The sequence below is a fragment of the Vibrio sp. 10N.222.49.A3 genome, assembly GCF_041475145.1.
Lineage (GTDB): Bacteria > Pseudomonadota > Gammaproteobacteria > Enterobacterales > Vibrionaceae > Vibrio > Vibrio tasmaniensis_A.
In genome coordinates, this window is sequence record NZ_JBFRVM010000043.1 from 1 (window position 1) to 19,012 (window position 19,012).

The window sequence follows — 19,012 nt, forward strand, 5'->3', positions numbered from 1 at the left end:
CTACACATCAAAGCCTCTGTCTTGTATAAATACCCTGCAACTCGCTGCAAAAATCAGCTCGAAAGATCAACACGCCCTAGCTATTATTCGATTGTTTTTCTAAAGCTTTCTTTAATAGCTTGTCGGCTTCATCTCTAGCGGCTACGAATGTCGCTTTTTCCTTTTTCGGCACAGAGTCGGCCATAGGAATATTCGCTTTCATTGCATTGACAGGACGACCACGTTCGATCAATTCGTAATGTAAGTGCGCCCCCGTCACTCGGCCCGTTTTACCTGATAAGCCAATACGCTGACCACGAGATACCGCTTGTCCTTTACGAACGAGGATCTTACTCAAGTGTAGGTAGCGTGTTTTGTATGTGCTGCCATGCTGAATCACCACATAGTTACCCGCATATGGGTGCTTACGAGTCATGATCACTTTACCATCACCTGTTGCTTGAACGGGTGTGCCAATTGGCGTCGCGAAATCTGTGCCGTTATGCGGAGAGACTCGCCCAGTCACAGGGTGTAAGCGCTTAGGATTAAACTGAGAACTTTGACGCCAGCCACTGCTCACAGGGTAACGTTGGAAAGCGCGTTGTAAGCTATCACCATTGGCATCGTAATATTGCCCGTCAGTGTGTAAGTACGCTGAAACAACACGGTTACGGTTCATGATCTTGATGGCTTCTATTTCACGTTTCCCGGTTGCGACACCATCAACGAATTGCGCTTTTTGAAGCACTTCAAACTGATCACCCGCACGTAAGTCTCGGCTGAAATTTAGTTTATCTTTGAGAAGAGTCACAATATGGTCAATCTCAATACTGTTCAGGCCAACTTTGTTCGCTGACATAGAGAAACTGCCTTGAATATCACCCACTAGAGGTTTCTGCTTCCATTCACCCGGAATAGAAATATCTTCGAATTCGTAGCTGCCATCATCAAGCAGTCGATAAACCACTTTGTCCGCGACACTAAATTGAAGTTCCATTTTTGAAAGGTTGCCCGTCGCTTCGTCACGCCAAAAGCGTAATGTATTACCCGGACGAAGCGTGTCTAACGCAAGGAAGTTCAAATCGGTTTCCATCACGCTCATCATCGAGTTATAAGAAAACCCAAGCTGAGTGAAGATGCTACTTAAGTTATCACCTGATTGAATTTGATATTCAAACGTCGGTGGCTCAATAACGGTAGCAGAAGGAGGTGACAGAATTGACTCAATAACAGTTGAGTCTGGCAAATCAAGATCGATCGTTTTCGTCAGATTTGATTGTGAATATTGCAAAGCAACACTAATCACTGCAATAAGTGGCAATCCTAAAATTGCTGCTTTTTTTACAGGTGAAAGCTCAGCAAACGGAGAGGAAAATATTTTTGAATACACGGTAAACAGGTCTTTCTACGATATAAAAGCACAGGATATGCTTTTCAGGCGTATAAATCATCATTGCATTGTCATAATATGATGTGAATCTGCGCAATCTCGGCTAAGTCATTGAGTTACCGTTAATGAAATAGGCACAACTCAAAAATTTAATGAACCAACGATTTAGACATTAAAAAGCAGAAACATCTAGTTCCTGCTTTTTAACTAATTCATACTATTTCAACTAAGCGTTAACTGTCGATACCAAGCAATTGTCTTCACCAAATTCATTCGGGATATAACGATCAGCATTCGCATCGTTCACCCATTGTTGATCATCAACTAGGTAGCGAAATTGAAACTCGCCATCTTTCGGAAGACGAGTTTTAAACTTGTAAACCTTCCCTTTCGCCAGTTTTTTCATTGGGGTCGCTTTCCAATCCAGAAAGTCGGCAACGATAGATACGGAATTAGCTTCTTGAGCTTCTAGCTCGAAAGTCACTTCAACTTCATCTTTCGTCTTAAAAAAACGTTTATTAATCATTCGCAAGCTCCATTTGTAAAGTAAGCAGACACAAAGCTAAGTGTGTCTAAATTTCATTCATCTACTTAAGATAATATGTAATTTAGCTCACATAAACAACAGTTCCTTGCCCTAACAAAAATGTCATTGCTCATCAATTGATTGCGTATTGAAAGAAAAACTCATTAACACCTTTTCAGATTGCAATTCTGGAAAAGATTGTTCCGCAGAATGTCGAGTAAAACCGATAAAACCTTCCCCAGAGAGTTTGCTTTGTGAATCGAGCAGTTGAGTTATCTCTAAAGTTTGGATCCTCACACGATCACCAAGAAAGAATTGGTCAACTAACACGACACGGCTTCGATGCTGGTCATGTTTAAACAGGCCAAGATAATAGAAAACGCCACTGCCTTGGTTAGATACCCACATAGGTGCAACAAAGAAACTCGCCTTGCCTAACGTGACACTTGAAAGGTTGTTGGTGTCTACGGTGACCACACCACGCTCAACACCGGAGTCATAGCGTCCAAACGCGATTGATCTTGGTCCATCGACTTCATTAATAAAGGCGTACGCGTTGGTTTCAGGAACTTTGATTGTCCATGGGTTAGTCGTCTTCAAATCAAAAACGGTTTCAACAACAGGGTCATAACTGACTTGAGAAGAAGGAAACTTCGCCAAGATCTCTTCGTCACTTAAGCTAAAGCGATAAATACCCGCCAGTATCACCACAACCAGCATGACAATAGGAATCAGTAAAATCAGAGGTATAGGTAAGATTTTCTTTTTCATGAGCAATTATATTCTTTTGTTTTCATCCAGTTGTGCAGACCATAAAGGGCTTTAGTATAATTATCAATACAGGGTTAACCAGAAGTGGAGCATGGATGGATATCAATCATATTAAAGAGAAGAATATCAGAAGTTGCGAATGCCGCTGTGGAGCCGTCAATTTAGTCTGCAGAGGCGAGCCTCAACGCACCTCCGTATGCCATTGTTATGAATGTCAGAAGCGCACCGGAAGTGTGTTCGGGGTTCAGGCTCGATTTCCCATACAACAAGTGACACTCAACGGAGAGGTCACCTCCTTTTCACGTATCAGTGACACGGGCAATGAAGTCACCTACCAGTTTTGCCCTAAATGTGGCACTACCATGCTATTGCAGTCGGTTGCCGCCGCCGATTTTTATGTCGTCCCGCTAGGACTATTTAAAGAGCAAGACTTTCCGCTACCAAGCTTTTCAGTCTACGAAGAACACAAACACGGATGGGTCAAATTTGACCACCAGATGAGTCATTACAACTAGCTTGTTACTGACCATTATCTCTATAAAGCAACAGTATTGGAACAAACTGCAAGACTGTTGCCTAAGATCAAATATCAACGTTCTACAACGCTAGCGTATCTTTTCGCTAGCGTTATAATCTGCTCCTCTTTTTAACCCAGGGTGAACCACATGATTTCTAAACTACCTCGCTGGGTTGAATACGGCGCCTTACTGTTAGCGGGCCTTGCTGGCAGCGTTAATGCTATTGGTTTACTCGGCTTCCAACATCAAGCTATCTCCCATATTTCAGGCACCATGTCTTTACTTGGCAGCAGCCTACTCACGCCGACTTCAACTTCTATGCACCTCCTGCTAATCATTATGAGCTTTATGCTAGGTGCCGCGTTCAGTGGATTCTTTATCGAAAATCAAGCATTGAAGTTAGGACGCCGTTACGGTGTTGCACTATGTATTGAGGGTGGATTGCTGTTCTTGGCGCTTTGGGCACTGTTACAAGGCTACACTTCAGGCCAGTATTTCGCTTCAGCCGCGTGTGGGTTGCAGAACGCAATGATCACCACCTATAGCGGGGCGATCATTCGCACCACACACATGAGCGGGATCATCACAGACCTTGGGATCATGATTGGCGCACGCTTAAAGGGGATGCCTTTTGACCGCCGTAAAGCCAAACTTCTTATGTTCATCGTTGTTGGCTTTCTGTTTGGTGGTTTAAGTGGTGCTTGCCTGTTCCAGCGCTTTGAAATTTTGGCACTGGCTTTCCCTGCCTCTTTCGCGTTCATTGTCGCGTTTAGCTACTGGCTCTACCTAACTTATCGAACTGAAGCCTCAGTAAATTTATAAACGCCTAGTAATAACCATGAGAATATGTAACATCTGCAACACTTTATTCTAAACTCATAATTTGTTGCAGAATAACCTGCGTGAATATTTAGCGATATTTGATGAATAGTATTGCAAGTGATATTAATACTCGGTAATCTTGCACCCAATGAGAAAATACGGATGTTTAGAGAATAAAAATGCCAAGGATGTGGCTTTTTTACATGTAGAAATACGAGAATAATTAACATGTCTAACAACACGAATACTGCTCAACCAGAGAAATCTAAAGGCAGTTTCTGGGTTTTCTTAATCCCATCTCTGATTGGTTTGTTCCTCTTCATGGCGCCAATTAGCTACCAAGGTGATCTCACGATCCCTGTCGCTATTCTAGCCAAATCAATTCAAGCGGTTTTCGGTGAGTCTCTAGTTGCTATTATCACTGCAATCGTTGCCTTCATGTCTGTAGCTTCCGTGTTAAGCACCATTTTCAAACCTACATTCATTACATCGAATTCATTTCTAAACGGCCTTTTCAACCCATCTCCACTGTGGTTGTTGGTTCGTATTATCGGTGGTGCTGCAGCATTCATGGCTTTCTTCCAAGTTGGCCCTGAGTTTATCTGGGAAGAAAACACCGGTGGTCTCGTGTTAGAGGGCCTATTGCCGACTCTATTTTCAGTATTCATCTTTGCCGGTTTACTATTACCACTTCTACTTAACTTCGGTTTGTTAGAACTGTTTGGCACCTTACTAAGTAAAGTGATGCGTCCAATCTTCAACCTGCCGGGTCGTAGTGCTATCGATTGTATGGCTTCTTGGTTAGGTGACGGCAGCGTTGGTATCCTGCTTACAAGCAAACAGTACGAGAAGAAATTCTACACTCAACGTGAAGCCGCTGTTGTTGGTACGACTTTCTCAGCAGTATCTATCACGTTCAGCCTTGTAGTGATTGCTCAAGTAGAACTAGAGCACCTATTCCTACCTTTCTACGCAGCAATCTGCTTAGCAGGTATTGTGGCCGCGGTAATCATCCCTCGCCTTCCTCCACTGAGCATGAAGAAAGACACCTTCATTGATGGTACAAAACCTCACAAAGATGCTGATGCAATCCCAGCGGGTCACTCGACTTTCTCTTGGGGTCTTGAACTCGCGGTAAATAAGGCATCACAAGTTAAGTCTGCTAAGTCTGTATTTGGTGAAGGCATTCGTAACGCAGTCGACATGGTATTTGGCGTTCTTCCTGTTGTAATGGGTCTAGGTACAATGGCATTGGTTATTGCAGAATACACATCTGTGTTCTCATTCCTAGGTCAGCCTTTCATTCCATTCCTTGAGCTACTTGGAGTACCTGAAGCGGTTGCAGCATCTGAAACCATTGTTGTTGGTTTTGCGGATATGTTCATCCCAGCGATCCTTGCCGCTTCTATCGACAACGAGATGACTCGCTTTGTTATTGCAGCAATGTCGGTAACTCAGCTGATCTACATGTCTGAAGTAGGCGCTCTACTTCTAGGCAGTAAGATTCCAGTGAACATCTTAGAACTGTTTATTATCTTTATTCTACGTACGTTAATTACGCTTCCAGTTATCGCAGGTGTAGCGCATCTAATATTTTAAATTAGACGTACTGATACAGTGTAATAAATAACCTGATTTGTAATAGCCTCACTTTTGTGGGGCTTTTTTTCGCCTAATATATTCACTCTCCGGTTTAAAATATCGCCAATATACGAATTGAGAATATCATTTGATTTCATATTAATTCCCTTACACCTCTCCCTCATATAATAAACCACACGCATACTCGCCAAATTAATACCCTCCTCACTTTCTTTACCTTTGATTAAGCTAACTCTTCAACTCATTGAACCAAATAGCAAAAGTAGCAAGTATGTAATTAACTGAATTTTACGTTGTGCGGGTTGTTGTATTTTTGTAGTCTATTTTGTGAAATTACATTCAAGTAAACTTCAACCCTGTCGATATATATAATTACAAAACACGATTAACTTTAGTTTTCGCAAAGCTTGTGAGAAGAGGAAAACACAATGAAATTTAGCCATAAGGTGGTTGCAGCATCATCAGCCTTGCTATTAGTGACAGTATCATTGCTTTCAATACAGCAACTTTACACCGTAAAAAGTGCTGTAGAGAACCACGTCAATGCAAGCCTGAAAGAGATGGTCTCTGGTATTAAGAACACCGTAGCATCAGAGATGAATGCTAAGAAAGCACTGGCTCAGTCGACGACTGAAGTCATCGAAATCAACCCTCAAGATCGTACCTACGTTCAAAACATCCTAGAAAAGCCAAAACTTAAAGGCAGCTTTCTCGCGGTTGGTTTTGGTTATGACGCAAACGGTTTCGTTATTGAAAATGATGATGGTTGGGAAGCTGGCCCGGATTACGACCCACGAATCCGCCCTTGGTTCATTGATGCTAAGTCCAAAAACAGTTTAGTTGTTACCGACCCTTATGTGGACGTATCAAGCAAGAAAGTCATCATTTCAATTGGTACGCCAGTGCAAGAAAACGGCCGTTTCACTGCAGGTATGTTCTACGACCTAGAACTAACCAACCTTGCGACCTTGGTAAACCAAGTGAACTTGTTTGACGCGGGTTACTTATTCCTAGTCACTGCCGACGGCACGACGATTGCTCACCCTAATGCTAAGAACAATGGCGAAACGCTATCAAGCTACCTGCCACAAGCGACTATTCGCGAGGGATCTCAACAAATTGAAGTCGACGGTAAAAAGTTCCTAGTGAACTTCACTCACATCCCAAGTGAAGATTGGTACATCGGCGCAATACTTGATGAAGAGATCGCATTCCAAACGGTTGAAGATCTGAAAAACAGCTCGATAATCTACTCTTTAATTGCGGTTATTCTCAGCATCATTGCATTAACCGTCCTTATTCGTGTGTTAATGCGCCCGCTTGAGACGCTTAACCAAGCCATTCAAGATGTTGCGAGCGGACAAGGTGACTTAACTAAACGTCTAGATACCAATACAGATAAAGAGTTCTCTGACCTTGCGAAAGGCTTCAACACCTTTACTGAAAACCTGCAAAATCAAATCATTCAATCCAAAGCGATTGGTGTTGAGATTAAACGTGGCACTGAAATCACAGTAAAAGGCGCGGGTGAGTCAGCGAATGCGATGAATACTCAGCTGCAAGAGCTTGAACAGCTAGCCACCGCAATGAACGAGATGGCCGTTACCGCAACGGAAGTAGCAAACAACGCTCAAGGCGCAGCCGCCGCGGCTCGTGAAGCTGACGATGCGACACTAGACGGTACATCTGTAGTAAGTGACACGACTCAAGCGATTGATAACCTTTCAGCGCGTATCGACCAAGCGGTTGCAGAAGTACAAGTACTTGAATCAGCAACAGCAAATATCGAGACGATTCTTAAAGTAATCAACGATATCGCAGACCAAACCAACCTACTTGCATTGAATGCTGCTATTGAAGCGGCGCGTGCTGGTGAATCGGGCCGTGGTTTCGCTGTCGTTGCCGATGAAGTTCGCACACTAGCGCAACGTACTCAAGAATCGACCACAGAGATCCGCAACATGATTGAGCAGCTCCAAGCGGGTGCAAGCTCTGTATCTAACGCGATGAATCAAAGTAAAGACACAGCCACTGACGCCGTTGAACGCGCTCAGCAAGCAAACTCTTCACTTGACCGCATCCGCGACGCGATTCAGCGCATCTCTGATATGAATATTCAGATTGCTTCAGCAGCTGAAGAGCAGAGTTTAGTAGCGGAAGAGATCAACAACAACACAGTTAAGATCAAAGACCTTTCAACACAGGTATCGAACGCAGCTCAAGACGCAAACACAGCAATGCAAGTTCAAACTGACAATGTTCGCCAACAAGACGAACTATTAAACAAGTTTACGGTTTAACCGCCTTAGCGTTTAGCTAACTAACACCTTGTTTAACTAACACCCTGTTTAGTAAGCAATAAACAGCTTTAAATAAAAAAACCCGCTTACTGGTAATCAGTAAGCGGGGTTTTCTTTGCAAAATTTGCTTTCTAACTCGTAACAGGCTCGAGCTAGTTGGTCGTCAGCATCATGCACTGGTTAGATTCAACCTTAATAGTTAAGTCCTTACCAACACATTCGAACACTTCGCCAGACAACAGATCCGTCACAGCGCCTGTCCAATTTAATGAGGCCGTCTTGCTTCGTTTCGATTTATTAATCACCACAATGCCTTTGTCGCCACGAACAAACACCAACAAGTCATCATTGGCTTCAACCACCTGCATCGCTTCGCCATGAACATGGTTATGGAATTGAATCATGTTTTTCATATAAGGCGCTTGCCAGTCGTTAAGCCAACGAGGTTGGCCACTCTTGTCCAGAATACCGCTGGTGCTGAGCTCACTGTAAACAAGCGGCACACCGCCATCTCGTCCAAGAATAAAGGCGTGAGCTAATTGCTCGTCGACTTCATCCATCACATGTTCCAAAAACACCTCGTTATTTGGAATGTCATGAGTGACAGCAAAAGTGATCGCTCGCATGTTCGACAGAGCTTGACCAAAACAGTATGGGTTGATCAGAGACTTAAAACTGCCCTGCTCTTCAAAAGCTTTGAAGATGGTATTGAATAGCGGAAAATCATACGCCCCTAAACGAGTGTGTTTAAGGTAAGGCTCGAGGAACAGTTCGTACTCTTCTTTGGTTGCACCACCGTCAGTAATGATCTCGCCAAAGATATGCATTTCTTCACAGATATCATCAGTCCAAACCTTACGTAGATGTGACAGTGTCATGTGTTTCGCTGCGTCGATGCGAAACCCTTTCACACCAATCACTTTCAAGGCTTTTAGGTAAGCTCGCTGCTGTGTAACCACATTGTCGTTGTCTAACAGCGTTGGCAGGCCTGGATCGCTTGCTCCACCAGTAATACGTCCGTTTTGCACCTCCCAAGTGTCTTTCCAGTTCTTGATACCAAACGCTTCGACAAAGTCGTTCTCATCAAACAAAGGTTTAGAAAGATCACCAAACAAACGAACGGATTCGTAATACTCAGAATCTTGTTGGTAAGACGCCATGTCTTGTTGATTTGGATACGTCAAATCACCGCGAATACTCGACTCGTTAGCCATGTGGTTAAACACAACGTCCACATAGGTACGAAGCCCATGTTGCTTTAACGTGTTCACCATTGCAGTGAAGTCTTGCGTATCACCAAGCTGATTATCGATCACACGATAATCTTGGGGTTGATAGCGCTGCCACCATTGGGTACCTGTATCTCGATCACAGCCTTTAGGCCCTCGTAACGACTTCATTGCCGGCGAGACTAAAACAGATTTATAACCCAACTCTTGAATCAGAGAGGCGTTCTTCATTACGTCAGCGTAGCACCAGTCAAAAGCATGCAATATAACATCTGTCGCTGGGGTGCTTAACATAGCTGAACTCTCCATGTTGTTCTCCTACCAAACTCGTTTACAGCTTTCTAGATAAATACAAAGGCTAAAAGGCAAAGCTGCATAAATTTCCTTAAGAATGGTGTTTATTATATGAGTTACTCATTAAAACCCCTCCTCCTCCCACCGATTAGTCAAGGTGGATAGTTAAGGGCGTAGCGCCAATTATCGCATAACGTCTGGGATGAACACTCAGCCATAATGTTTTTAAATGCGCCCAAAAATGACAAAAAAGGAGCGTATCTACGCTCCTTTTATTCAATCTAACACATATCAATGACTAAGTTCGGTAAAGAACCTTCACTACGTGCCAGCCAAATTTTGTTTTTACCAGGTGTGGTACAAGCGTCTCGCCAGAGAAACAAATCTTATCAAACTGAGGCACCATTTGACCTTTTTTGAACTCGCCTAGGTCGCCGCCCTTTTTACCAGATGGACAGGTTGAATGCTTCTTCGCTAGCGTTTGAAATTTAGCGCCCTTTTTAAGCTGCGTCATGATGTCTTCTGCTAATTCTTTATGCTTCACCAATATATGAAGCGCTGCTGCTGTTCTTGCCATGATAATTCTCAGTTTGTTGCGGTCAGTTTATTTGTGATGATTACGTAGAATTCATCAGAGTACTGACTGTTGTAATTCAGCTTACGGCTAACGACTTGTCGACAAAAGTCCATCAAACGCCTGCGTTTAGCGTGATTTTAACCCAAGAATCGTCATTCTTCACTCTATAACCGAAAACAACTCCCTTAAAGATCTTTAAAAACCGCATAGTGACTTGCTGCGGATGCCATTTCCCTTTAAATTAATCCTTATAGATTAAGCGCGTATTAAGTAGGAGCCACTTATGGCCAAACCGATAAGTAAAGCGAGTCAGTCACAGGGAATGCTGATGTTCAAGTTATCCCTCACTCAAAGTTTTGCGATAGGCACGCTTAAGGTCAGAGAAATCGTTCCTTTCCAGCCAATGACCCAAATCCCTTACTCTCATCACCACGTGATTGGTACCGTCACTATTCGCGAACTTACGGTTCCAGTTGTTGATATGTCTGCGGCTATTGGGTTTCGACCGATCACACCGACTGAATACCAAGACTGTGTGCTCATCGTGACAGATTGCTTAAGAACCGTTGTCGCATTCTTGGTTCGTTCGATTGATAAAATCATTGAATGTGACTGGAAGAGCATTGAGTCGCCACCCGCGAGTGTAGGAACCAATGTGTTTGTTACCGGCATTACACGTTTTGAAGATCGTATCGTGCAGATGCTCGACGTAGAGTTATTACTTTCTAAGATTTACCCTGCTTATGAAAACGCACATATTCCGATGCTGACAGATGTCGAGAGAGAACGCCTAAAAGCTCTGAACATTCTATTGGTTGATGACTCTTTGATTGCACGAAAGCAGCTGTCTGATGCCTTAGACAGCATCAACATCCCTTATAGCATTTGTAACAACGGTTTAGATGCTATTGACCTGATGCGAGGTGAGGCTGCAAAAGGTACAGCAATTGATCTTCTCGTGAGTGATATCGAGATGCCCGGGTTAGATGGTTATGAACTTGCATTTGAAGTACAAAACGACAGCGCACTCAGTCATGCCTACTGTATTTTACATACTTCACTATCCAGTGAGATCTGTGTTGACCGAGCTAATCAGGTGGGTGCACATGAAGCGCTAGAGAAATTCAATGCAGGCGAATTAATCGAAGCCATGTTGCGCGGAGCGAAAGTCTTAAACGACGCGGCTATGACTGCTTAGACATAAAAAAGCCCTCTCACAGGAGGGCTTCTTAGGTAACCAGTTAAACGAGACTATTCGTTAGATACTTTTTTGTGGCCTTCTTGCAGGTGAACGAAATCCACCAGATCATCACCAGACACTTGGTATGCCTGACCAAAGCCTTTTACGAACAGGCCATTCTCAGCTTTAAGGTTGAACAGAGAGAAATCTTGAAGCTGGCTCAAACCATCAATGATCTCGCCGAAACGCTCTTGCATCTGGCCGATCACTTGAGTCCAAAGCTCCGTTTCACGCTCTACAACACTTGCCTGAGCATCAAACGTTAAACGCTTACGTGCATAAAGCTGCTTCGAGCTCTCTTCGTCTTCAATCATCATCAAAGAGACTTGAGGGTTTGCTTTCAAGTTACGAGCATGACGAGCAATATCAGAAATTAGAACAAAATAACCTTCTTGGTTCTGAACGAAAGGGGCGTAACTTACGTTCGGGCGACCTTCTTCATCAACCGTTGCAAGTTGAAGGGTACGGCGCTCTTGGCGAAATTCTTTAATTTCTGGACCTAGGCGACCTTGTAGACGTTCTTGTTTTACTTGCTGTTCCATTGGTAATTCCTTTCTTCACTTTCTCTGATTTATTATTTTGCTCGAGGTTGAGCGATCATTAGCGAACTAAACGATCCTCGAGCATTGATGTTCTGTTTAAACGAGTTAGCAACCTTATTTAAGCTTGCCGTTAAGTCTGGTTAAGCTTTTTCTTTTAGTGCGTTAAAGCGTTCAACTTGGTCGGCAATAAGTTCACGCTTTTCATTGCGACCTAGGTAGATCTTAAAAATGTTCTCGCCTGTTTCACTGAAGAAACCGAAGTAATGACTTTCACGCCCCATGAACGCCTTGCTCACCAAACCAATATGTTTGATGTTATCCAGTTTTAAGTGGCCATGCAGCTCGCCTTCTTTACCCATCAGATTGTAGTAACCACGCGCTACTTTGCCTTTAGGGAACGGCGCCTTTACTTCGAAGATTGAGCCAAATGAATGCATAATTGTGGTCACTGGGCCCCAACCAACCAAACCTTCTAGAATATCTTGAGCACGGCTGCCATCTAACATCACTGCCATGTCTCCAGGAAAAGCAGCGACAACTTCAACCTCTGAAACACCTAGCTTCTCAGCAATCGCAGTAGGAAGCAGTTTTGGTTCTTCTTCTAGAATGCGTGCGACACGTTGTTCTAAAGTTTCTGTCATTGCTAATGTTGTATCTGTCATTGAATAGATTTCCGTATAAACGAGTGATTGACGTTAGTTATAATTTAGAAGTTCGAGATTAAGCGTGCTTCAAACTTGCATGCGGGTGAGCACCCAAGCCAGAGGCAGTTGGTGCTGGGTGCGAGGTCTGATATTCAGTGTTAAGCACTTGAATCACACTCTGTGCAAGGCTTACCGCCCAGAAACTGCCAGCTATAGTCAGGCTCAGGTAATCTTCCGAAAGATCAACTAGGCCATTTTTTTCCCAATGTGAAAACAGAGGCTTCAGGTAGTCAAACGTGTCTTGCCCCATAAAACTCGGCAACTTACTTCTTCTTACAACACCAGAATCAAAACCGGCTTTCAATGAAGAGAAGGTTGGCTCTAGTGAGCTTTGCTTGGTCATCATGGCTATTGGCAATTGACCTTGCTTTATAGACTCCATGTAGCTGTCTAAAGTTCGATGTTGCATCACACCATGACCACCGATGTTGCCACCAGCGCCACAACCAATGGGTAGAACTTCGGCATAAGTTTTCGCTAAGCTGTTGTAAATGCTGCGTTCGCGGTTATCACGAGTCCAGTGATTCACGCTCAGTTGCTTAACCTTGTGCTTTGCCATGAACTCAACGCCCGCCAAGTACATACTCGCCTTATCTGGCGTATTAGCAGGTGGTGGGATTTTTCCTTTCTCAACAAGATTAAGCATAGGCGCGTTGCCCGAAACAATCAGTTGGTAGAGGTCAATACCGTGTGCGCCAGTCGACATGTAGTCTTCTAAATCTTGTTGAAATACTTCCATAGACTGGTGTGGCAACCCGTATAGCAAATCAAGAACGATAGGCGCTTGTTCAGTGCGACTCCGTGAACTGATACGTTCCAACACAACTTCTCGGTCATCCAAGCGCTTAGCACTGCGTCGAACTTGAGTATTGAAACTTTGAATCCCGAATGAGAAACGATTGAAGCCACCTTCCAGCGAACGAGCAAACATCTCGTCGCCAAATCGATTAATCCGCCCTTCTAAGGTCATTTCCACATCGTTCGCTAATGGGAAGTGTTGACGAATAGCCTTACCTAACAGCTCAACTTGTAGAGGAGATAAATCGGTGGGTGTTCCACCACCAATATAGACGGCGTGAAATAGCCCAGACTGAGCCCAAGAGGTTTTGGCTTTTTGCATTAGCTCAACCATCAGTGCATCAAAATACTCATCCACTAATTTACGGCTTGCGGCATTTTGGAAGAAATTGCAGAACGTACAACGCACGCGACAAAAAGGAATATGGATATACAAACAACGTTTATCCTGTTTCTTTCCTTCACTCAGCATCAATTCATCAAAGATTTCCAATTTCTTGCTCGGGTCGACCGGGATTGAGCTTCCCCCAGCATGTGCAGATTGCTTTTTGGCAAATGCAAAACGAAGTGGGTCTGGGCTAGAAACGCCCAGAATTGATTCATCAAACTTATGTATATCAACGCTCATATAATCTCTCTAAACACTTATATAGCAAAGCCTGGAAGACTGTTTGCTAAAACTGAGAGAATCATAAATAGACGCAAATGATAATGCAATTGATAATTGATCTTATTTAGATTCTAAGCAATAATCCGATACATATTTTAGATTTGGTGAAGGATTGAATGTGAACGTACCTAGATATGTTATTGCAGGCGGTGCATCGTTAGTGATTCATGCGGCGATGTTATTTGTCGCTCAAGAATCCAAAGTCTTTGCAATGCCAGCAGGTAGCCAATCGAACACGGTATCGATCAACTTCACTCCAAAGAGCGTTCCCTCACAAGCTCAGAAAAAAACCGTTACAGAGCCAGTTGAGCCTGAGCCAATCAAGGAAACGCTCTCACACCCAGAACCTAAACCTGTCGAACCGAAAGCAGTAGAGCCAAAGCAAGCTAAACCTGCACCAAAGAAAAAAGCGATCACCAATAAGCCTCAGCCCAAGAAAGTAGAGAAAAAGGTTGTGGAGAAGACAGTCGAGAAGAAGCCGATTCAAAAAAAACCGGTGACTCAACCAGAAAAGCTGGCCGACAAAAAAGTCGATAAAAATATGGACGAGTCCGCCAACCAACCTCGACAAGTTAACCAAGGCGTATCTAACCAAGAGCCGGTTTTAATCACTAGGCCCTCTTTTTCAGCTCGTCCAACACCACCAAGCTACCCCCGCCAAGCAAGGCGCCGAGGCGTTGAAGGTGTCGCAACTTATGAGGTCTGGTTAGACGCTGAAGGAAAACAAATTAAACAGGCATTAGTCAACTCATCAGGCGCACTAATGCTCGACAACGCTGCCTTGAAAGCCATTAAAAAATGGAAGTTCTCACCTCATACTGTAAATGGTCGAGCAATTGCTCACCGTGTGCAAATACCTGTTCGTTTTAAGTTGGATTAACCATGCAACAAATCAGTTACTTACAAGATCAACTTGGCCTAATGACATGGCCTCTTCTTATCTGTTCAGCATTAACAGCAATGATCATCGCAGAGCGTATCTTCCAAGTCATGCTAAGCATTGGGGTTGGCAAACGCGCTATTCGTCATGAGCTCAATCAGATTTCACCAACCAATAGCAAAGAAATCGAAGCATTAGCACAATCTATTTCTGGTAAACGACCTCTGCTGTACAAGGGCGTGTCGATGCTGCTTGCTCACCACTCTTTCTCAAAAGGTTTACGTGAAGATGCAGCAGGGATTTGGCTACAAGAGAAACGCCACCAGCTTCATGCAGGTTTAAGACTGCTTGGCTTGATCGGCGTCATCAGCCCGCTAATTGGCCTGCTTGGCACAGTACTTGGGCTTATTGAGATGTTTAAAGGCGTTGCCGCTACAACAGGCAGCATCACGCCTAATGATTTGGCAGACGGTCTTGGATTAGCAATGAGAACCACTGCTGCGGGTTTGATGATTGCGCTTCCTGCTATTTCAGGAGCTCAACTACTCGGGTTATGGGCCGATCGAGTGCTAGCTCAGTTAGAACACACTCTGAATTATGTGAATGTTTGGCTAGAAGGCATGTCAATTCAAACCAGTCAGTCTGGCGACACTCAAGGTACTCCCGTCAGCAAAGCCTCTATCGGTGATGTGAGCCAAGCATGATTAAAACGCCCCACTCATCTCAAACACAGAGCTTAGTTCCGGATTTAACACCCTTACTGGACATTATATTTATCGTGATGGTTTTCCTTCTACTGACAGCATCAGTGAAGTTGGAGTCATTAGAAGTGGAGCTTCCGAGTTCTGATATTAAAAACGTTTCTGAAGTTCATAAAGATTCGATTAGCGTCAATATCTTAGATCACGAACCTTACTGGGCGATCAACGGCCAAGAGTACATCGACTGGGAAAACTTCAAGATCGCACTGTTAGAAGAAACAGGCACATCGGATAAGAAACCGATCATCATTGGCGCCGATAAAGCAGCTAACGTTGAGAACTTAGTGAAGTTGTTGTCGTTCTTACAAGAAAACGGTATTCCAGCAACCCAATTACTCACGGAGGAAGGCTAGAACGACTCTTAAATTTTCATGAGACCTAGCACCTTTTATGAGATTGGACTCTTTATTGATAAGACCAAATAACCAAAGCCAGCTCTCTATCGATTCAAACTCAACATGCGGACAGGCTGATCACAAGCCATCTTCGCGATTACTCTCCATCAAAAGAAAGTACAAATACATTATTATGAAAGACTTAAAAGTGCTCAATAAATTAAAGAACAACAAACATTTACTCGCAATCGCCGCGATGGGGTTGGTACTTGCTGCTCCTATCGCCAATGCTGACGACGTAAAACAACTTAGAATCATCAGTGCTGGCAGCGCAGTTACCGAATTAGTTCTTGCTCTGGGTGCTGAAGAGCAGTTGATTGCAATTGATGTGACCAGTCACTTACCTCAATCAAAAAAACTGCCAAAGATTGGTTACCACAGAAACCTTTCTGCAGAAGGTTTGATTGCCTTGTCGCCAACAACACTGATTGGCTCAGATGAGATGGGGCCAGACAATGCCATTTCTCAATTAAAATCTGTGGGTGTCGATGTCGAAATCGTCAACACCGAAGCAAACGTTGAAGGGCTACTAAAGCGAATCGACCAAATAGCTAAGATAACGCATACCGAAGCTCACTCGCAGCAAGTGAAAGCCGAAGTGAATCAAAAAATCGCGGCACTAAAAGCCAATCAAGTACCAAGCAATGAAGCAAAGAAAGTTCTGTTCCTATTACTGCACGAAGGTCGTCCTGCAAATGTTGCTGGCGGTGAAACATCACCCAACGCGATCATTGAACTGGCTGGCGGTGTTAACCCTGCGGCTCAAAGCCTAACGTCATACAAGCCATTATCGATGGAATCACTGGTAGAAATGCAACCAGATGTGATTTTAGTCAGTGGTCGTAGCTACCAAAAAATAGGCGGCGCTGATGCCATTCTTAAATCGTTACCTATGCTAGCGGCAACGCCAGCAGGCATGAACAAGCAAATCATTACCGTAAAGGGCAGCGCTCTAGTTGGAGGGCTTGGTCTTGAAAGCCTTTCTGAAGCGAAGCGAATAAACGCACTTATCTATCCACTATAACTAATCTACCCGCTATAACTCACTACCCTGTTTTTACTGTTACTTGCTCAATCCTCATTACCGCGTCGCTTTCGCAAAGTCGGTTACGAGGATTGAAGCTAGTGATAGACATTGAGGCTCTTTATGTTGTTACGATCCGTCCCACTAAAAACATCGATGTTAGGCTTTGGCGCCATCCTAGTCTTAACCGCGCTGTACTCGGTCACCGTTGGGCCTATGGACATTAGCTTAGCTGACAGCGCAGCCAGCCTATTCCAACCCAGCAATGACTTAGCTCCCCACATCAATTTGGTGATTCAAGAGATCCGCTTACCGAGAACCATCTTATGTATGCTAATCGGCGCGATTCTCGCATTATGTGGTGCCGTCATGCAGGGGCTGTTTCGAAACCCGCTTGCGGAACCTGGGATCATAGGCGTCTCTGCTGGAGCTGCATTAGGCGCGGCGTTGGCTATTGTTCTTTTCTCTGAACTTTCACTGCAATATCCTGCTTTCATGAACTTTGCAGCCGTTCCAGTATTTGCCTTTTTAGGTGGCGCTTTAACTACCCTGTTGGTTTATAAGCTAGGTACGGGAAAATTCGGTACCTCGGTGACCATCATGTTATTAGCGGGGGTGGCAATTAGCGCACTATCAGGCGCAGGTATTGGCTTCTTAAACTTCATTGCTGATGATCAAATGCTGCGTGATCTTTCGTTGTGGTCGATGGGTTCATTGGCGGGGGCTAAGTGGTCCGGCATTTTACTGGCTGCTGTCACACTCGTTGGGTTGTTTGTTCTTTTCTACCGCCAAGCAATGTCACTGAATGCTCTATTACTCGGCGAGTCAGAAGCGCAACACCTTGGCATCCCAGTACAGAAACTCAAGCGAAAGCTGATTCTACTTACTGCTGCAGGCGTTGGTATCACGGTTAGCCTATCTGGCATGATTGGCTTTATCGGACTTGTGATCCCTCATTTAGGCCGCATGTTGGCGGGCCCAGATCATCGAGTACTACTCCCATTGTCTGCGGTATTAGGCGCGTTATTACTAACAGCTGCAGACATGTTCTCACGCGTCGTACTTGCACCAGCAGAGCTACCAGTAGGCATTGTCACGGCGATCATCGGCGCTCCATTTTTCTTGTATCTACTATTTCAACAGAAAGGGAGAATCCTTTAATGTTTCCAGCAGCGTTAAAAGCAACCGACATCGAAGTGAAGTTTGGCAGCAAAGTGATTTTAGACTGCGTATCTATTGAGATTGAAGCAGGAAAGGTCACCACACTACTTGGACCAAACGGCGCAGGAAAAAGCACGCTGCTGAAAGCTTTATGTCAGGAGATATCGAGCACTGGTGATATTCAGTATTTTGGACACACCAAAGACAAGTGGTCTTCTCAAAAGTTGGCTAAGCACTTGGCGATGCTTCCTCAACATAGTACGTTGACCTTCCCTTTTCTGGCACACGAAGTTGTCGAGCTTGGTGGTATCCCGTTGCAAGAGTCCAACAAAAAGCTCACTAGCATAGCTAGCCAGAAAATGGATGTTGCCGATGTGTCTCACCTAAGTAAAAGACTCTACCCTTCTCTATCTGGCGGTGAAAAACAGCGTGTTCACTTGGCTCGAGTGCTAACCCAACTTCACTATTCTGGTAACCAATGTATCTTGATGCTTGATGAACCCACATCAGCACTGGATCTTGCCCATCAGCACAACACGTTAAAGATCGCGAGAGAGTTAGCCGACAACCACAACGCAGCGGTTATCGTAGTTTTACATGACTTAAACCTAGCCGCTCAATACTCAGATCGATTGATAGTTTTGAAAGAGGGGAGCTTAGTTTGCGATGGCAGCCCTTGGGAAGCACTTAAGCCTTCGATGATTGAAGATGTGTACGGTTACACAAGTATTGTCGAAAAGCACCCAACCATGAACTTTCCCCAGGTTCATCCCGCGCAATAAGCTCGATTAAGAACAGGTTCGTTTTGAGTATTCGCTTTCTCTAACAA

At 44.1% G+C, this 19,012-nt stretch carries 19 protein-coding genes; 11 read left to right on the forward strand and 8 right to left on the reverse strand.

Annotation, left to right across the window (positions count from 1 at the left end; translation table 11 throughout):
* Positions 1 to 76: 76 nt before the first annotated feature.
* The 3 genes from AB4589_RS08950 to AB4589_RS08960 all read right to left on the reverse strand — a co-directional run bounded on the left by AB4589_RS08950 (position 77) and on the right by AB4589_RS08960 (position 2,666).
* Positions 77 to 1,369, reverse strand: a complete 1,293-nt coding sequence (locus AB4589_RS08950) for a peptidoglycan DD-metalloendopeptidase family protein (RefSeq protein ID WP_372100168.1) — start codon at positions 1,367 to 1,369, stop codon at positions 77 to 79.
* Positions 1,370 to 1,595: 226 nt separating this feature from the next.
* The gene (locus tag AB4589_RS08955) at positions 1,596 to 1,895 is read right to left on the reverse strand and encodes an isoamylase early set domain-containing protein (protein WP_009845720.1); all 300 of its coding nucleotides are present in this window, start codon (positions 1,893 to 1,895) and stop codon (positions 1,596 to 1,598) included.
* 123 nt (positions 1,896 to 2,018) lie between these two features.
* Positions 2,019 to 2,666 (reverse strand): hypothetical protein, encoded by a 648-nt coding sequence (locus AB4589_RS08960; RefSeq protein ID WP_371704854.1) that lies wholly within the window; start codon positions 2,664 to 2,666, stop codon positions 2,019 to 2,021.
* Positions 2,667 to 2,698: 32 nt separating this feature from the next.
* Between AB4589_RS08960 and AB4589_RS08965 the strand changes: the two genes are divergently transcribed.
* From AB4589_RS08965 to AB4589_RS08980, 4 genes are all read left to right on the forward strand, one after another.
* The gene (locus tag AB4589_RS08965) at positions 2,699 to 3,181 is read left to right on the forward strand and encodes a GFA family protein (RefSeq protein ID WP_017097065.1); all 483 of its coding nucleotides are present in this window, start codon (positions 2,699 to 2,701) and stop codon (positions 3,179 to 3,181) included.
* Between the two features lie 150 nt (positions 3,182 to 3,331).
* The gene (locus AB4589_RS08970; RefSeq protein ID WP_009845723.1) at positions 3,332 to 4,006 is read left to right on the forward strand and encodes a YoaK family protein; all 675 of its coding nucleotides are present in this window, start codon (positions 3,332 to 3,334) and stop codon (positions 4,004 to 4,006) included.
* Positions 4,007 to 4,234: 228 nt separating this feature from the next.
* Entirely contained in the window at positions 4,235 to 5,605 is a 1,371-nt protein-coding gene (locus tag AB4589_RS08975; RefSeq protein WP_012600269.1) for a YjiH family protein, read from the forward strand.
* Between the two features lie 431 nt (positions 5,606 to 6,036).
* Positions 6,037 to 7,908, forward strand: coding sequence for a methyl-accepting chemotaxis protein (locus AB4589_RS08980; protein WP_012600268.1), 1,872 nt, complete (start codon positions 6,037 to 6,039; stop codon positions 7,906 to 7,908).
* 152 nt (positions 7,909 to 8,060) lie between these two features.
* On the opposite strand, the gene AB4589_RS08985 is transcribed toward AB4589_RS08980, so the two are convergent.
* Complete coding sequence (locus AB4589_RS08985; protein ID WP_371707050.1) at positions 8,061 to 9,446, reverse strand: alpha-amylase family glycosyl hydrolase; 1,386 nt, start codon at positions 9,444 to 9,446, stop codon at positions 8,061 to 8,063.
* Between the two features lie 283 nt (positions 9,447 to 9,729).
* On the reverse strand, positions 9,730 to 10,008 hold the full coding sequence (gene ppiC, locus AB4589_RS08990) for a peptidylprolyl isomerase PpiC (RefSeq protein ID WP_009845728.1): 279 nt from the start codon (positions 10,006 to 10,008) through the stop codon (positions 9,730 to 9,732).
* 283 nt (positions 10,009 to 10,291) lie between these two features.
* On the opposite strand from ppiC, the gene AB4589_RS08995 reads away from it, so the two are divergent.
* Positions 10,292 to 11,206 carry a chemotaxis protein gene (locus AB4589_RS08995; protein WP_371997865.1) on the forward strand — a complete coding sequence of 305 codons (915 nt, stop codon included), beginning with the start codon at positions 10,292 to 10,294 and terminating at the stop codon, positions 11,204 to 11,206.
* Positions 11,207 to 11,259: 53 nt separating this feature from the next.
* Here the strand turns inward: AB4589_RS08995 and hutZ are convergent, their stop codons facing one another.
* The 3 genes from hutZ to hutW all read right to left on the reverse strand — a co-directional run bounded on the left by hutZ (position 11,260) and on the right by hutW (position 13,920).
* Positions 11,260 to 11,790: a heme utilization protein HutZ gene (gene hutZ, locus AB4589_RS09000; protein ID WP_004731858.1), complete on the reverse strand. Its 531-nt coding sequence runs from the start codon at positions 11,788 to 11,790 to the stop codon at positions 11,260 to 11,262.
* Between the two features lie 140 nt (positions 11,791 to 11,930).
* Positions 11,931 to 12,452: a heme utilization cystosolic carrier protein HutX gene (gene hutX / locus AB4589_RS09005; protein WP_371995628.1), complete on the reverse strand. Its 522-nt coding sequence runs from the start codon at positions 12,450 to 12,452 to the stop codon at positions 11,931 to 11,933.
* Between the two features lie 58 nt (positions 12,453 to 12,510).
* Entirely contained in the window at positions 12,511 to 13,920 is a 1,410-nt protein-coding gene (gene hutW, locus AB4589_RS09010; protein WP_372100170.1) for a heme anaerobic degradation radical SAM methyltransferase ChuW/HutW, read from the reverse strand.
* A 160-nt stretch (positions 13,921 to 14,080) separates the two neighbouring features.
* Between hutW and AB4589_RS09015 the strand changes: the two genes are divergently transcribed.
* The 6 genes from AB4589_RS09015 (at position 14,081) to AB4589_RS09040 (ending at position 18,965) form a co-directional block, all read left to right on the forward strand.
* Positions 14,081 to 14,842 (forward strand): energy transducer TonB, encoded by a 762-nt coding sequence (locus tag AB4589_RS09015; RefSeq protein ID WP_065678134.1) that lies wholly within the window; start codon positions 14,081 to 14,083, stop codon positions 14,840 to 14,842.
* 2 nt (positions 14,843 to 14,844) lie between these two features.
* On the forward strand, positions 14,845 to 15,546 hold the full coding sequence (locus AB4589_RS09020) for a MotA/TolQ/ExbB proton channel family protein (RefSeq protein WP_012600261.1): 702 nt from the start codon (positions 14,845 to 14,847) through the stop codon (positions 15,544 to 15,546).
* Complete coding sequence (locus AB4589_RS09025; RefSeq protein WP_009845734.1) at positions 15,543 to 15,956, forward strand: biopolymer transporter ExbD; 414 nt, start codon at positions 15,543 to 15,545, stop codon at positions 15,954 to 15,956. Before AB4589_RS09020 ends, AB4589_RS09025 begins: the two co-directional genes overlap by 4 nt.
* A gap of 175 nt (positions 15,957 to 16,131) precedes the next feature.
* Entirely contained in the window at positions 16,132 to 17,022 is an 891-nt protein-coding gene (locus AB4589_RS09030) for a hemin ABC transporter substrate-binding protein (protein WP_372100173.1), read from the forward strand.
* 123 nt (positions 17,023 to 17,145) lie between these two features.
* Positions 17,146 to 18,183, forward strand: a complete 1,038-nt coding sequence (locus tag AB4589_RS09035) for a FecCD family ABC transporter permease (protein WP_372100175.1) — start codon at positions 17,146 to 17,148, stop codon at positions 18,181 to 18,183.
* Positions 18,183 to 18,965, forward strand: a complete 783-nt coding sequence (locus tag AB4589_RS09040; protein ID WP_372100176.1) for a heme ABC transporter ATP-binding protein — start codon at positions 18,183 to 18,185, stop codon at positions 18,963 to 18,965. Before AB4589_RS09035 ends, AB4589_RS09040 begins: the two co-directional genes overlap by 1 nt.
* Positions 18,966 to 19,012 lie beyond the last annotated feature (47 nt).

What these genes read in the sequence shown, in the direction of transcription:
- AB4589_RS08955 (WP_009845720.1), bottom strand. Translation starts at nt 1,895, where the DNA reads ATGATTAATAAACGTTTTTTTAAGACGAAAGATGAAGTTGAAGTGACT.
- AB4589_RS08960 (WP_371704854.1), bottom strand. Translation starts at nt 2,666, where the DNA reads ATGAAAAAGAAAATCTTACCTATACCTCTGATTTTACTGATTCCTATT.
- AB4589_RS08970 (WP_009845723.1), top strand. Translation starts at nt 3,332, where the DNA reads ATGATTTCTAAACTACCTCGCTGGGTTGAATACGGCGCCTTACTGTTA.
- AB4589_RS08975 (WP_012600269.1), top strand. Translation starts at nt 4,235, where the DNA reads ATGTCTAACAACACGAATACTGCTCAACCAGAGAAATCTAAAGGCAGT.
- AB4589_RS08980 (WP_012600268.1), top strand. Translation starts at nt 6,037, where the DNA reads ATGAAATTTAGCCATAAGGTGGTTGCAGCATCATCAGCCTTGCTATTA.
- AB4589_RS08985 (WP_371707050.1), bottom strand. Translation starts at nt 9,446, where the DNA reads ATGGAGAGTTCAGCTATGTTAAGCACCCCAGCGACAGATGTTATATTG.
- ppiC (WP_009845728.1), bottom strand. Translation starts at nt 10,008, where the DNA reads ATGGCAAGAACAGCAGCAGCGCTTCATATATTGGTGAAGCATAAAGAA.
- AB4589_RS08995 (WP_371997865.1), top strand. Translation starts at nt 10,292, where the DNA reads ATGGCCAAACCGATAAGTAAAGCGAGTCAGTCACAGGGAATGCTGATG.
- hutZ (WP_004731858.1), bottom strand. Translation starts at nt 11,790, where the DNA reads ATGGAACAGCAAGTAAAACAAGAACGTCTACAAGGTCGCCTAGGTCCA.
- hutX (WP_371995628.1), bottom strand. Translation starts at nt 12,452, where the DNA reads ATGACAGATACAACATTAGCAATGACAGAAACTTTAGAACAACGTGTC.
- hutW (WP_372100170.1), bottom strand. Translation starts at nt 13,920, where the DNA reads ATGAGCGTTGATATACATAAGTTTGATGAATCAATTCTGGGCGTTTCT.
- AB4589_RS09020 (WP_012600261.1), top strand. Translation starts at nt 14,845, where the DNA reads ATGCAACAAATCAGTTACTTACAAGATCAACTTGGCCTAATGACATGG.
- AB4589_RS09025 (WP_009845734.1), top strand. Translation starts at nt 15,543, where the DNA reads ATGATTAAAACGCCCCACTCATCTCAAACACAGAGCTTAGTTCCGGAT.
- AB4589_RS09030 (WP_372100173.1), top strand. Translation starts at nt 16,132, where the DNA reads ATGAAAGACTTAAAAGTGCTCAATAAATTAAAGAACAACAAACATTTA.
- AB4589_RS09035 (WP_372100175.1), top strand. Translation starts at nt 17,146, where the DNA reads ATGTTGTTACGATCCGTCCCACTAAAAACATCGATGTTAGGCTTTGGC.
- AB4589_RS09040 (WP_372100176.1), top strand. Translation starts at nt 18,183, where the DNA reads ATGTTTCCAGCAGCGTTAAAAGCAACCGACATCGAAGTGAAGTTTGGC.